General features: G+C 73.3%; 10 protein-coding genes and 1 pseudogene. 6 read left to right on the top strand and 5 right to left on the bottom strand.

Features of this window, described 5'->3' with window-relative positions; genetic code table 11:
• Positions 1-22 precede the first annotated feature (22 nt).
• Entirely contained in the window at positions 23-1,147 is a 1,125-nt protein-coding gene (locus tag BX266_RS33860; RefSeq protein ID WP_099906241.1) for a pectinesterase family protein, read from the top strand.
• On the opposite strand, the pseudogene BX266_RS33855 reads toward BX266_RS33860, so the two are convergent.
• Together BX266_RS33855 and BX266_RS33850 are read right to left on the bottom strand one after the other, a co-directional pair.
• A pseudogene (locus BX266_RS33855) lies at positions 1,108-2,273 on the bottom strand (hypothetical protein). The gene BX266_RS33860 and the pseudogene BX266_RS33855 sit on opposite strands and share 40 nt — an antisense overlap.
• Before the next feature lie 57 nt (positions 2,274-2,330).
• Complete coding sequence (locus tag BX266_RS33850) at positions 2,331-3,260, bottom strand: 5-dehydro-4-deoxyglucarate dehydratase (protein ID WP_099906237.1); 930 nt, start codon at positions 3,258-3,260, stop codon at positions 2,331-2,333.
• A 191-nt stretch (positions 3,261-3,451) separates the two neighbouring features.
• Here BX266_RS33850 and BX266_RS33845 point away from each other — a divergent pair, with 191 nt between their 5' ends.
• The 5 genes from BX266_RS33845 to BX266_RS33825 all read left to right on the top strand — a co-directional run bounded on the left by BX266_RS33845 (position 3,452) and on the right by BX266_RS33825 (position 8,569).
• Positions 3,452-4,387 (top strand): carbohydrate ABC transporter permease, encoded by a 936-nt coding sequence (locus tag BX266_RS33845; RefSeq protein ID WP_099906235.1) that lies wholly within the window; start codon positions 3,452-3,454, stop codon positions 4,385-4,387.
• A gap of 140 nt (positions 4,388-4,527) precedes the next feature.
• Entirely contained in the window at positions 4,528-5,286 is a 759-nt protein-coding gene (locus BX266_RS33840) for a carbohydrate ABC transporter permease (RefSeq protein ID WP_259465196.1), read from the top strand.
• A 50-nt stretch (positions 5,287-5,336) separates the two neighbouring features.
• Entirely contained in the window at positions 5,337-6,632 is a 1,296-nt protein-coding gene (locus BX266_RS33835) for a sugar ABC transporter substrate-binding protein (RefSeq protein WP_099906231.1), read from the top strand.
• 6 nt (positions 6,633-6,638) lie between these two features.
• On the top strand, positions 6,639-7,796 hold the full coding sequence (locus tag BX266_RS33830) for an enolase C-terminal domain-like protein (RefSeq protein WP_099906229.1): 1,158 nt from the start codon (positions 6,639-6,641) through the stop codon (positions 7,794-7,796).
• On the top strand, positions 7,793-8,569 hold the full coding sequence (locus tag BX266_RS33825) for an NAD(P)-dependent oxidoreductase (protein ID WP_099906227.1): 777 nt from the start codon (positions 7,793-7,795) through the stop codon (positions 8,567-8,569). The genes BX266_RS33830 and BX266_RS33825 overlap by 4 nt, the downstream gene beginning before the upstream one ends.
• 9 nt (positions 8,570-8,578) lie before the next feature.
• On the opposite strand, the gene BX266_RS33820 is transcribed toward BX266_RS33825, so the two are convergent.
• Genes BX266_RS33820 through BX266_RS33810 form a run of 3 tightly spaced genes read right to left on the bottom strand, consistent with a single transcriptional unit; the run spans position 8,579 to position 13,243 of the window.
• Positions 8,579-9,634 carry a 3-oxoacyl-[acyl-carrier-protein] synthase III C-terminal domain-containing protein gene (locus tag BX266_RS33820; protein ID WP_099906225.1) on the bottom strand — a complete coding sequence of 352 codons (1,056 nt, stop codon included), beginning with the start codon at positions 9,632-9,634 and terminating at the stop codon, positions 8,579-8,581.
• A 32-nt stretch (positions 9,635-9,666) separates the two neighbouring features.
• Positions 9,667-10,851: an RNA-binding protein gene (locus tag BX266_RS33815; RefSeq protein ID WP_099906223.1), complete on the bottom strand. Its 1,185-nt coding sequence runs from the start codon at positions 10,849-10,851 to the stop codon at positions 9,667-9,669.
• 49 nt (positions 10,852-10,900) lie between these two features.
• Positions 10,901-13,243 (bottom strand): hypothetical protein, encoded by a 2,343-nt coding sequence (locus BX266_RS33810; RefSeq protein WP_099906221.1) that lies wholly within the window; start codon positions 13,241-13,243, stop codon positions 10,901-10,903.
• Positions 13,244-13,318: the final 75 nt, after the last annotated feature.

Genomic DNA, 13,318 nt, shown 5'->3' with positions numbered 1-13,318 from the left:
CCCCAGCCCAGGAGGAGCCGTCATGCCCAGCCGCCGCACCGTCCTGTTCTCCGCCGCCGCCACCGTCCTCGGCGGTCTCCGCGCCGCCCTCGCCGCCTCCCCCGCCGCCGCGGACACCGCCCGGTTCGGCCGCTACGGCTCGCCCGCCGCCCGGCTCGACTCCCGGACGCTGTACGTCGATCCGGCCGGCGGCGGCGACCACCGGACGGTCCGGGCGGCGGTCACCGCCACGCCGGCCGTCGCCTCCGCCGCGGCCGGCTGGACGCTGGTGCTGGCCGCTGGGACGTACCGCGAGACGGTGCTGGTGCCCGCCGACCGGCGGTTCCTGACCGTGCTGGGCGCGACCGGCAGCGCCAAGGACACGGTGCTGGTGTTCGACAACGCCGCGGGCACCGCGAAGCCCGGCGGCGGCACGTACGGCACCAGCGGCAGCGCCACGCTCACCGTGCTCGCCGACGGCTTCACGGCCGTGGACCTGACCGTCGCCAACGACTGGCTGCGCGCCGACCACCCGGGCTGGACGGGCACCCAGGCGGTGGCGGTGAAGGCCGCCGGCGACCGCACCGCCTTCCTGCGCTGCCGGCTGCTGGGCCACCAGGACACGCTGTACGCCGACTCGGCCTCGCTCGCCGCCGTCGCCCGGCAGTACTACGGGCAGTGCTACGTGGCCGGCGACGTGGACTTCGTGTTCGGGCGGGCCACCGCCGTGTTCGACCGGTGCGAGCTGCGCACGCTGAACCGCACCGACCTGGCCTCCGCCCCGCTGGGCTTCGTGTTCGCGCCGAGCACCGCCCGGGCGAACCCGCGCGGCTTCCTGGCCTCGCAGTGCACGTTCACCACCACCGCGGCGGCGGGCGCGTTCTGCCTGGCCCGGCCGTGGGTGCCCAGCAGCGACACCACCGCGTGGCCGATGCTGACGGTCCTCCGGTCGGTGATCGGGGCGGGCATCAACGCGACCGCCCCGTACGCGAACATGTCCTCCGGGTACCCGTGGCAGCAGCAGCGCTTCGCCGAGTACGCGAACACCGGCGCGGGCGCGGCCGTCCCGGTGCCCGCGAACCGGCCGCAGCTGACGGCCGCGCAGGCCGCGCTGCACACCCGGGAGAGCTACCTGACGGGCGCCGACGGCTGGCGGCCGTGGGCCTGACGGCCGGTCAGCAACGCGCGGACGGCGCGCAGGTCGGCGTCGGAGGCCAGGCCAGCGTGGTAGAGCCGCAGTTCGTCCGCCTCGGGGACGGGCTGCGGCGCCCGGCCACCGAGGCCGGCCACCACGGGCAGGTTGGCGGCCAGGACGGTGCCGGGCCGGCGGTGCGGCAGCGCGAGCGGCAGCAGCTGGTGCGGGACGACCAGCCCGTCCGCGTGGCCGAGCACCCGGTCGGCCTCGACGCCGGGGTTGGGGCCGCTGCGGTGCGGCACCGGGTCTCCGTGCAGCAGGATCCGGAAGCCGGGCGGCGCGGCGGCGCGGACGGCGGCGACGGCGGCGACCTGCAGCCGGTGGGCGGCGGCCAGGCGGTGGGTGCGGGCGGCGGCGGCGAGTTCGGCGCCCAGCAGCCGTTCGACCGCCTGCCACTCGTCGGCGGCGGCCGGTTCGGGCGCGCCGCGCCAGAGCGGTTCGAGGGCGGCGCGGACGGCTTCGCGCAGCGGTTCGGCGGTGGGCCCGTAGCCGGTGCGGCAGGCGGGGCAGAAGCACAGCGACATCAGGAACTGCCCGGCGGGGCCGAGCGGGACGCCGCCGATCTTGTCGTGCGCGTGCAGGTGGGCGAGGCCGTACCAGCCGCAGGACTCGAGTTCGGTGCCGCTGGCGCCGGGGCGGACGGCGGCTTCGGCGGCGAGCGCGGCGCAGTAGTCGGCGACCTCCTCCTGGGCGATGCACAGCGCCCACGGGTAGCGCTCGCCGTACGCGTTCTGCACGGCGCAGCGCGGGTTCTCCTCGCCGAGGCGGGAGTTGTGGGCGAGCACCACCCAGGAGTGCACCTCGATGCCAGCGGCGGTGAGCGCGTCGGCGGCCTCGCCGTAGGGGTCGGCGCCGGGCAGCCAGTGCTGGGCGTACGGGCGCAGCGTCCGGCCGCGCCAGTGGTCGGCGGAGGCGGGGTAGTAGGCGGCGGCGTGCGGGGCGGTGACGATCCGTCGGGCGGGGTGGCGGGGGTCAGGGCGCGGGTGGAGTGGTAGGCGGCGGCCAGGGTGGCCCGGCGGAGTCCGAGTCCGGCGAGCAGCTCGGGGGCGGCGGGGTCACCGGCCACGTCCCACGGGTAGAGGAAGGCGGAGGCGCGCACGGGGTCTCCTGGCGGGCCGGGCGCCCGGCCGTCACGGCCGGGCGCGGGGTGGGCGGGTCAGATCAGGGTGCGGCCGTGGGCGATCAGCTCGGCGAGCGCGGTGACGTGTTCGGGGTCGGGTTCGGCGAGCGGGGCGCGGACGGCGCCGACGTCGAGGCCGCCGAGTCGGACGCCGGCCTTGACCAGCGACACGGCGTAGCCGCTGCCCTGGTTGCGGAGTTCGACCAGGGGACGGAAGAAGCCGTCGAGGAGGCGGTTGGCCTGCTCGTCGTCGCCGCCGGCGAGGGCCTTGTGGAAGGCCAGGGCGAGGTCGGGGGCGAAGCAGAAGACGGCGGAGGAGTAGAGGGTGACGCCGAGTCCGCGGTAAGCGAGGCCGGTGAGTTCGGCGGTGGGCAGGCCGTTGAAGTAGCGGAAGTCCAGGCCGGGGTGGGTGGTGCGGACGGCGCTGATGACGCGTTGCATCAGGTCGAGGTCGCCGATGCCGTCCTTGAGTCCGATGACGTTGTCGACGGCGGCGAGGGCGGCGACGGTGTCGGGTTCGAGGACGGCGTTGTCGCGGGCGTAGACGATGACGCCGAGGTCGGTGGCTTCGGAGAGGGCCGTGTAGTGCCGCAGCAGGCCCTGCTGGGAGGGCTTGACCAGGTAGGGCGGCAGGGCGAGGACGCCGTCGGCGCCGGCGCGTTCGGCGCGGCGGAGGAAGTCCAGGGCGAGGGCGGTGCCGTGGCCGACGCCGGCGACCACGGGGACGGCGCCGGCGGTCTCCTCGACGGCGGCGGCGACCACGGCGGAGTACTCGTCGAGGTCCAGGGCGTGGTACTCGCCGGTGCCGCAGGCGGCGAACACGGCGGCGGCGCCGTCGTCGAGGCGGGCGCGGACGTGGGCGCGGAAGGCCGCGAGGTCGAGGCGGCCGTCGGCGGTGAAGGCGGTGACGGGGAAGAACAGCAGGCCGTCGAGGCGGTCGCGCAGGCGGGCGGGTGCGTCGGGCACGGGGGTTCTCCTGACGGGGCGACGGGAGGGGGCGGCGGGTCGGGTCGGCGCCGAACCGGCGCCACAGCAGCGTTATACATGATGCTGACCGCAGTACACATCTGTGAACGCGAATCGAAACTGTTGCCCTGCAAGGGGGTTGACGCCCCATCAAGCCCTCCTTAGGGTGTCCACACATGTGAACGGCGTCCATGAACATAGAAGGAGGGGTGCTCCCCGTGGCGCTCGCCCGACTCGCCCGACGCCCCCGCGCGCTCACCCCGTACGCACTGATCGCCCCGACCGTCCTGCTGCTGATCGGCTTCCTGCTGGTGCCGCTCGGCAGCGTCGGCTACTACGCGCTGCAGCACCGGGTGGTGAACGAGCCCTACGACGACGCGTTCGTCGGCCTGGACAACTTCACCCGGATGTTCGGCGACCAGCAGTTCTGGCACAGCCTGGCGTTCTCCGCGAAGTGGGTGGCCGCCGAGGTCGGACTGCAACTGCTGCTCGGCCTGGTGCTCGCCCTGATCGTGAACGAGACCTTCCTCGGCCGGGCGGTGGCCAGGGCGCTGGTGTTCTCGCCCTGGGCGGTCTCCGGCGTGCTCACCACCGGCATCTGGATGCTGCTGTACAACCCCGCCACCGGCGTCTTCCACCACCTCTCGGAACTCGGCGTCGGCAGCGCCGGCACCTCGGTGCTCGGCAACCCCGACACGGTCTTCCCGGCCGCGGTGGTCGCCGAACTCTGGCGCGGCGTGCCGTTCTTCGCCATCCTCATCCTCGCCGACCTGCAGTCCGTGCCGAAGGACCTGTACGAGGCCGCGGCGATCGACGGCGCGGGCCGGGTGCGCAGCTTCCTGCACGTGACGCTGCCGCACCTGCGGGACGCGATCGTGCTGGCCACCCTGCTGCGCGCGGTGTGGGAGTTCAACAACGTCGACCTGCTGTACACGCTGACCAACGGCGGCCCGGCCGGCGCGACCACCGGACTCCCGCTGTACGTCGCCCAACTGGCGCGCAAGTCCTACGACTTCGGCTACGGCTCGGCACTGACCACGGCCGCCTTCGTGCTGCTGCTGTTCTGCTCGGTGCTGTACCTGCGGCTCAGCCGGTTCGGCGGCCAGGACCCGAAGCCTCGGCGATGACCACCCACCCGCCCCTCCCGGAGAGCCGACCCGTGACCACCCACGCCGTCCGCCTGCCCGCCCGGGCCCGGCGCACCGTCCCCGCCCGCGAGGGCGGCGGCCGCCTGCTGCGCCTGTTCCTGCCGCTCGGGCTGTACCTGATGTTCACCCTGGTGCCGTTCTACTGGATGCTGCTGTTCGCGCTCCGCCCGGCCGGCTCCACCTCGCTGGTACCCTGGCCGGTCACCTTCGAGCACTTCGACACGGTGTGGAACGGCATGGGCTTCCGCACCTACTTCACCAACAGCGTGCTGATCGCGGTGCTGACCCTGGTGTCCGTCACCTGCTTCGCCCTGATGGGCGGTTACGCGCTGGCCAGGTTCTCCTTCCGCGGCCGCCGGGTGTTCATGCTGGCGCTGCTGTGCACCCAGTTCGTGCCCGGCGCGATGATGCTGATCCCGCTGTTCAACATCTTCCGGACCCTGCAGCTGATCGACACCCGGTGGAGCCTGGTCATCGCCGAGACGGTCTTCCAACTCCCGCTCGCCATGATCCTGATGAGCGGTTTCGTGAAGAACGTGCCGGTGGAGCTGGAGGAGTCCGCGATGGTGGACGGCTGCGGGCGACTGCGGGCCTTCCTCGCCGTGGTGCTGCCGCTGCTGCGCCCGGGCATCGTCGCGGTCGGCTCGTTCGCCTTCATCGGCAGCTGGAACAACTTCCTGTTCGCGCTGATGTTCCTCAACGACCCCGAGCTGCAGACCGTCCCGGTCGGCCTGCAGACCACCATCGGCGAGAACACCGTCGACTTCGGCGCCCTGGCCGCGGGCGGCGTGGTCGCCGCCGTGCCCGTCGTGCTGGTGTTCGCCTTCGTGCAGAAGTACCTGGTCCAGGGCATGAGCGCCGGCGCCGTCAAGGGCTGACGCCCCCTCACCCGAGCTCCCCCCACCCGTCACAGACAGGACTCCCACCCATGGCCCGCACCCTGCGCACCGCCGCCGCGGCTCTCGCCGCGCTCGGCCTGCTCACCGCCTGCAGTTCCGGCTCCGGTTCCGGCGACGCGGCGAAGACGACCGTCATCACCTTCTGGGACAACAACGCCGGGCCCGCCCGCACCCCGCTGTTCCAGCACCTGATCGACGAGTTCGAGAAGGCCCACCCCGAGATCGAGGTCAAGTACGTCGGCGTCACCAGCTCCGAGGTCGCCGAGAAGTACAACACCGCGATCGCCTCCGGCTCCACTCCGGACCTCGGCGGCGTCACCACCGCCCTGCTCGCCTCGCTCACCGCGCAGAAGGCCCTCGTGCCGCTGGACGACCGCCTCGCCAAGAGCCCGCTGAACGGCAAGTTGTCGAACGCGATGCTGGAGACGTCCAAGGCCGCCGCGGGCGGCAAGGGCCTGTACCAGCTGCCGTCCTCCGGCAACCAGGACGTGATCTGGTACCGCGCCGACAAGTTCAAGGAGGCCGGCGTCGAGGTCCCGAAGACCTGGGACGAGCTGTTCGCCGCCGCCGCCAAGCTCACCGACAGGTCCAGGAACCAGTACGGCTTCACCCTCCGCGGCGGCGCCGGCTCCGGCTTCCAGGTGCTCGCCGAGGCCTACGCCTACTCCGGGCTGACCGCGATGTTCGACGCGAGCGGGAAGTCCACCGTCGACGACCCGAAGAACGTCGAACTGATCGCCAGGATCGCCGCCCAGTACAAGGCCACCACCCCGGAGGCCGACGTCTCCAACGCCTACCCGCAGATGCTCGCCCAGTTCCAGGCCAACCAGGTGATGATGGTCCATCACAACCTGGGCTCCACCAAGGACGTGAAGACCGCGCTCGGCGACAAGGCGGCCGGCATGCTGCTGCCCGCCGGCCCGGACGGCACCGCGACCCTCGCCAACCCCGTCGACGGCTTCGGGGTGTTCAAGAACTCCAAGCACCAGGACGCCGCCTGGACCTTCCTGGAGTACCTCGACTCGCACCGGGCCAACTCGTACTGGAACGAGAACGTCGGCCAGATCCCCGCCAACACCGAGGCCTACGCCGACGCCTGGTACGCCGAGTCCGGCATCACCAAGCGGGCCGGCGACGCGCTGAACAGCGGCAAGCTGGTCCAGCCGCCGGTCTACCTCCCGCAGTACTCGAAGATCACCAAGACCGATGCGGAGCCGAACTTCCAGAAGGTGCTGCTCGGCAAGATGTCGGCCGCCGACTTCGCCAAGTCACTGGCCGACGCCTTCACCAAGGCGCAGGCCGACTACAAGGCGAAGAACGGCTGACCCGCGATGGCAGCCATCGAGTCCGTCGAGGTCTCCTTCTTCACCACCGTCGCCCGCACCGCCGTCGACCCGCACGGCCACCGGCACCCCGCCGAGCCGCACCAGGTGCGGGAGGCGCTGCTCACCGTCACCGACGCCGACGGCGTCGCCGGCCGGGTCCTGGTGCAGCCCGACCACCTGCGCCCGCACGTGCTGGACAGGTACGTGCGACCCGCGCTGCTCGGCCAGGACCCGCTGGAGCGCGAGCGCCTGTGGACCTCGTTGGGCCGCCGCCAGCGCGGCGCGGGCGGCTCCTTGACGGACCGGGCGCTGTGCTTCGTCGACCTGGCGCTCTGGGACCTGGCCGGCCACCGGCTCGGCCAGCCGGTGTGGCGGCTGCTCGGCGGAGCCCGCCGCGAGGTCCCCGCGTACGCCTCCACCATGTGCGGCGACGAGCTGCCCGGCGGCCTGGCCACGCCCGCCGACTACGCCGCGTTCGCGGTCCGGCTGGTCGAGCAGGGCTACCGGGCGATCAAGCTGCACACCTGGATGCCGCCGGTCGCGGGCGCGCCCAGCGTGGCCCTCGACATCGCGGCCTGCACCGCGGTGCGCGAGGCCGTCGGCCCGGACGTCGAACTGATGCTGGACGCCAACCACTGGTACGCGCGCACCGAGGCGCTGCGCCTCGGACGGGCGCTCCAGGAGCTCGGCTTCTACTGGCTGGAGGAGCCGATGGAGGAGGCGTCGGTGTCCTCCTACCGCTGGCTGGCCGAGCAGTTGGAGATCCCGGTGATCGGCCCCGAGACCTCCTGGGGCAAGAACTTCACCCGCGCCGAGTGGGCCGCGGGCGGCGCCTGCGACATCCTGCGCACCGGCACCACCGACGTCGGCGGCATCACCCCCGCCGTGCGCACCCTGCACCTCGCCGAGGCGTTCAACCTGGACTGCGAGGTGCACGGCAACGGCTCCGGCAACCTCGCCCTGCTCGGCGCCACCCTGAACGCCCGCTGGTACGAACGCGGCCTGCTGCACCCGCTGGTGGACTTCGACCTGCTGCCCCCGCACCTGGGCTCGGCCGTCGACGCGATCGACCACCGCGGCGTGGTGGCCTTCCCCGAACGCCCCGGCCTGGGCGACGATTTCGACCTGGACTACATCAAGTCCCACACCGTGGAGGTGTCATGACACTCGTTCTGCTCACCGGCGCGGCCGGCGGCATCGGCACCATGCTCCGCGAGCTGCTGCCCCCGTACGGCTACCGGCTGCGGCTGGCGGACCTCAAGCCCGTCGACGGCGCACCGGACGCGCTGGCCTTCGACCTGCGCGACGCCGAGGCCGTCCGGGAGGCGGTGCGCGGCGTGGACGCGGTGGTGCACCTCGGCGGGATCTCGCTGGAGGACACCTTCGCCAACATCCTGCACAGCAACATCGACGGCACCTACCAGCTGTACGAGGCGGTCCGCGCGGAAGGAGTGCGCCGGGTGGTCTTCGCCAGCTCCAACCACGCCGTCGGCTACACCCCGCTGGACGGCGACCTGCCCATCGGCGTCGACGTCCCGCCCCGGCCCGACACCTACTACGGCCTGTCCAAGGTCTTCGGCGAATCCCTCGCCTCGCTGTACCACGACAAGCACGGCATCGAGACCGTGTCGCTGCGCATCGGCTCCTGCTTCCCCGAGCCCCGCTCCCCCCGGATGCTCGCCACCTGGCTCAGCCCCGCCGACTGCGCCCGCCTGGTCCACGCCGCCCTCACCGCCCCCGACGTCGGCCACACCGTGGTCAACGCCATCAGCGCCAACACCCGCGCCTGGTGGGACCTCGCCCCGGCCCGCGCCCTCGGCTACCACCCGCAGGACGACGCCGAGCGCTACGCCGCCGAGATCCTCGCCACCCACGGCGACCTGCCGCCCGACAGTCCGGACGCCCGCCTGCTCGGCGGGTACTTCACCACCCTGTGAGCCGCCGCCTCACCCGCTCCAGGTCACCAGCAGGGCGGCGGTGCTGACGCCCGGGCCGAGGCCGAGGACCAGTCCCTGGTGGCCCGGGCGGGGCGGGGTGCGGTAGGTGCGGTGGAGGACGGATAAGACGGTGGCGCCGCCGAGGTTGCCCTCCTGGGCCAGCACGTCGCGGGAGTGGCGGACGAACTCCTCGTCCACGCCCAGCACTTTGGCCAGCCGGGTGAGGATGGCGGGCCCGCCGGGGTGCAGGATCCCGAAGTCGAGGGGCCCGTCGGCGTGCCGGCCGAGCCAGTCCAGCAGCGCGGGGGCGAGGTCGGTGACGGAGCGCAGCGAGTCGCGGGTGGAGGAGAAGTGGTCGCCGCGTTCGTCGGTGAGCTTCCGGTAGCGCTCGACGGTGTGCGGCAGGGTGTACTCCCAGGTGTGGTCGATCCGCAGGGTGGGCGCGCTGCCCAGCGGGCGGGCGGCGACCACGGTGGCGGCGACCAGGTCGCCCCACAGCGCCTTGTAGATCTGGTCCTCCAGGGAGCGGGCGCTGTCCTGGTACATCGCGGAGAGGAACTCGCCGACCAGTACCAGGACGGTGTGCTCCGGGTACCGGGCGAGGTGGTTCTCGGCCATGACCAGCGCCAGCGCCCCGCCCGCGCAGGCCGCCTGGGTCATGCTGCGGATCCGCACGTCGGGGCGGAGCCCGAGGTCGTTGAGCAGGTGCACGGCGAGGCCGGGCACCTTGTCCGCGGTGGCGCTGGAGACGACCACGCAGTCGATGTCGCCGGGGGCGAGGCCGGTGTCGGCGAGGGCCGCGGTGACGGCGTCGCGGGCGGCCCGGCGGACGGCGTCGAAGGTGTCGTCCTTGCGCTGGACGGTGCTGCGCTCGCCGACGATCTGCTCGTAGGGCGCGAGGTAGCGGCGGGTGCCGGGCAGGTTCCCGAGCGCTCTGCGGATCGCCTCGCGCTGGGGATGGTCGGGGTTGCGGGCGAGGATGTCCGCGCTGATCCGCGCGGCGTCGACGGTGTGCGGCCCGAGGACGAGCGCGGGCCGGGCGACGTGGGCGGCGGTGCTGGTCATCGGTGGCTCCCTCGGTGCGGATCGATGACCCGTCAGTTTCGGCCGACCGGGCTGAGGACGAGCCGTTCGCGGATCAGGTCGACCTCGACCACCCGGGCGCCGATCCGCTCGCCGGGCGCGGCGGCGACGGCGCCGCGCAGCAGCGCGGCCAGCCCGGGCAGCCCGTCGAGCGCGGCGGTGGTCGCGTCGAGGACGGTCGCCCGCACCGGGTCACCGACCCGCAGGGCGCGCAGCCGGGCCCAGTGCGCGTCACCGGGGGTGGGGTCGGTGCGCCAGCGGGCTCGCAGCACGCCGTCGGCGTCGGGGAGGGCGGCGGTGAGCAGCGGGTGGCGCTCGTCGGTGTAGATGGACAGCACGGCGGCGGCCCGGGCCGGTGGGAGGGCGGCGAGTTCGGCGGCCTCGCCGACGGTGGCGGTGATCCGCCCGTCGGGGTGTTCCAGCACGAGTTCGACCGTGTCGTCGGCGGGCCGTGCGGCGAGTTCGGCCGTCACCTGCGCGAGGTCGGTGCGGGGTTCGGGCCACCCGGCGAGCAGTGCGCGCGGCGCGAGCGCGGCCCGGACGGTGTCGATCGCGCCGCCGGTGAGCCGGTGCCAGCGGCTGGCGTTGTGGGCGTACATCTCCTCCAGCAGCGCGGCCTCGCCCTGCTCGACGCACCAGCGCAGCCGGGCCCAGAAGGTGTCGTCGGCGGGTCGCTGCTCGCCGGGTTCGTCGTAGTCCGGGTGGTAGGGGGAGGCGTCGATCCGCTCCGGGAACAGTCCGAGCGCGGCGGTGCGGGCGACGGCTTCCTCGCACGGGAGGTGGCTGCCGACGTACAGGTACTGGTCCCACCCGATGTGGACGAAGAACCGTTCGCCGTCCTCCAGCCGGCACCAGACGCCGTGGTCGCGCAGCATCGCCCGGACGAGTTCCTGCCCGACCGCGAGCGGCACCCGCACGCCGTCGTACAGCCCGGCCGCGCCGCCGGGCAGCAGCCCGTCCAGCCCGAACCCGTCGATCACCGGCTCCAGCCCGAAGTGCACCGTTGCGGCAGGCAGCTGCGGCTCGCGGAGCTCCAGCTCCCGGACGCCGGAGGCGGCCGCGAACGCGCCGACGGCGGCCAGGTAGGCGGCTTCGACCGGGCCGTGGTCGCTGACCGGGTCCTCGGGGCCGGTGTAGTGGCCGTGCTCGTTGCGGTCCGCCGGGTCGTACTTGGTCACTCGGTACACGTACGGGAGCATTCGGCGATCATTGCAGCCCGCCCGGGCGTCGCGTCAACCCTCCGGTCCGTCAGCAGGCGGCCGCCGGGTCCGGGTTCCGCCCGATGTCGACGCTGCCGACGCGGGCGGGCGGGATCCGCGGCCCGTCGAGGGCGCGGTGCCACCGCTCCGGTTCCGCGAAGGCGCGTTCCTTGCGCACGCCCTGGTCGTAGGCGGTCGACTGCAGGGCTTCGTCCAGTCGGCGGCTGTCCTCCCGCACGCGGCGTCGGAGGTCGGCCGGGCAGGTGACGCCGACGTCGAGGAACACCTTGACCACCTCGGGTCGACTCAAGTCCTCGTGCAGATCCGAGAGTCGGGCTATGCCGAGCAGCTGGTTGGCGCGCAGGCCGGAGACCCCGAGGTAGCTGGCGAGCTCCTGCCGGTCGGCGCCGCCCCCGGTGCTCGCCAGGAGGGCGGCGAAGCTCGTCAGACCGATCTCGCGGAGCCGGTCGGCGAACGGGAGGAACGGCGGGAGTTCGAGCATGCCGACCCGGTCCTCGAAGCCGATGACCCGCATGGTCCCGGCCGACCGATCGTGCAGCATGGCGACGAAGGACGGGTCCTCCTTCAGGGTGCGCCGGTCCTTGGTTCCGGCGATGGCGAGGGCGAGGTGGTCCTCGGGTTCGCCGAGCGGGCCGGGGTCGAGTTTGCAGGTGCGCACCAGGGCGGCCAGGCGGGCGTAGGAGTAGGCGAGTTCCGGCGAGGGCGCGGTGTCGGGTTCCGGCGACGTCCACCGGGAGGGCCGGTGGCCGCGCTGGTGCTTCTGGTCCTTGATCAGGCCGAGCATGGCGCCGATCAGCTCGGCGCGCTTGCTCATCGCCTCGATGTAGCGGAGCAGTTCGCCGGTGTCGAAGCGCCGGCTCTCCTGCTCGCAGCGCGCGTGCAGGGTGGCGCAGGCGGCGGACAGCTCGTCGGCGCACGCCTCGACGTCCGCGACCAGGGTCGGCTCGGCCTCCATCAGGAGGGCGATCTTCCGGCGGTCGGGCCGGCCGTGTTCGCCGAGGTAGCCGCCGAGCCACAGGACGATCCGGCCGTACAGCGCCTCCAGGTAGACGGTCTCCCAGCCGAACCGGATCGTCCCGTCGTCCTCGTCCTTCGCGAGTTCGACGAGGGGGGCGAGCAGGCGGGCGAACCGGAGCCGGTCGTCGAGCGTGCGTCCGGTGGCCATGAACTGGGCGCCGAGGTAGTCGAAGCGGGCGGGTCCGTAGCCCGGCTGGAGGTGGACGGCCTGCCGGAGCAGGGCCCTTTGCAGGGGCGGGTCACCGGCCATGGCGGAGTCGGTGGCGATCACGTGCAGGGCGACGGCCGTCCACTGCTCCGCTCCGCAGAGCCCCTGGCTCAGTTCCCGGTGGCCCTTGCTGAGGCTGACCAGGATGCAGGCGGCGGCACTGGTCAGGAGCTGCGCGCGGGCCTGGTCCCTGCACCCGGTGAGGGCGGGCTCGGTGGTGTCCGGGGGGATCGCGGGCAGCCCGAGTTCGGGGCGGCTGACCAGTGCGGTGAAGGCGTGCAGTCCGTTGCGGGTGAGCGTGACGGTGACCCGGTCGCTGTCGATGGTGGTCACCCGGGCCCGCCAGGTGAGGCCGGGACGGATGGCGTAGAGGACCTTGGCGATGGATCCGGCGATGTTGCCGGCCGGGATCGCACTGAGGTCCTCGCTGAGCAACTTGCTGAGTTCGGACGCCCGCGAGATGCCCACCCGGTCGATCGACTTGGTGCTGAGGTGCTGCAGCCGGCTGAGCACGTAGTCGGACGCGGCGGCGTCGGCGGCGCCCGTCGCGTCCTGCGCCTCGATCTGGATGCGCAGGCTCTGCCCGAGGGCGGTGGCGACCGCCGTGATGCCGAGGACGGCGAGGCCGGCGTCGGCGACGATCAGCCGGCCCTGGTGTCCGGCGACGAGGAAGTACGTGAGCAGGCCCGCCCAGAGCAGTGCGAGGGTCACGGCCGTCCCGCGCGGCATGACGAGCCGTCTCCGGTCGTACTCGAGGCGTCCTGCGCGGCTCCAGTGCAGTCCGGACGCGAACACCGGCAGGGCGAGGCCGGGGAGCACCACCCCGAGCGGGAAGGCGAGGGCCAGCCAGGCCGCGTCGTGGAACGGAGCGAACATCGGGTACACGGTGGCGAGCACGCCGACCGCCAGCATGGCGGCACCGCCCAGCGCGGTCCAGCAGCGGATCGTCGGCGCCTTCCACGCCTCCGCCCGGCAGGACACCATCGTCCGGGTGAGCAGCCCGCTGAGGGCGGTCATGACGGCCAGCACTATCGCGGCGACGATCACGACCTGGCCGACGGGTCTGACCCAGTCCGCGAAGAACTTGTCCCAGCGGGCGGTGTCGGCGGCGATCGTCGATGCGACCGGCGCGGCGAGAAGCACCATCACGTCACCTCGGGGTCTCTCCCCCCTTCCTCGACGGTAGGCCCGAGCGGGTCAGCCCGTCGCGGTGGCGCGGCG

Origin of the sequence: Streptomyces sp. TLI_171, from assembly GCF_003610255.1 — a bacterium.
Taxonomy (GTDB): domain Bacteria; phylum Actinomycetota; class Actinomycetes; order Streptomycetales; family Streptomycetaceae; genus Kitasatospora.
This window is presented reverse-complemented; position numbering and strand designations above follow the sequence as displayed.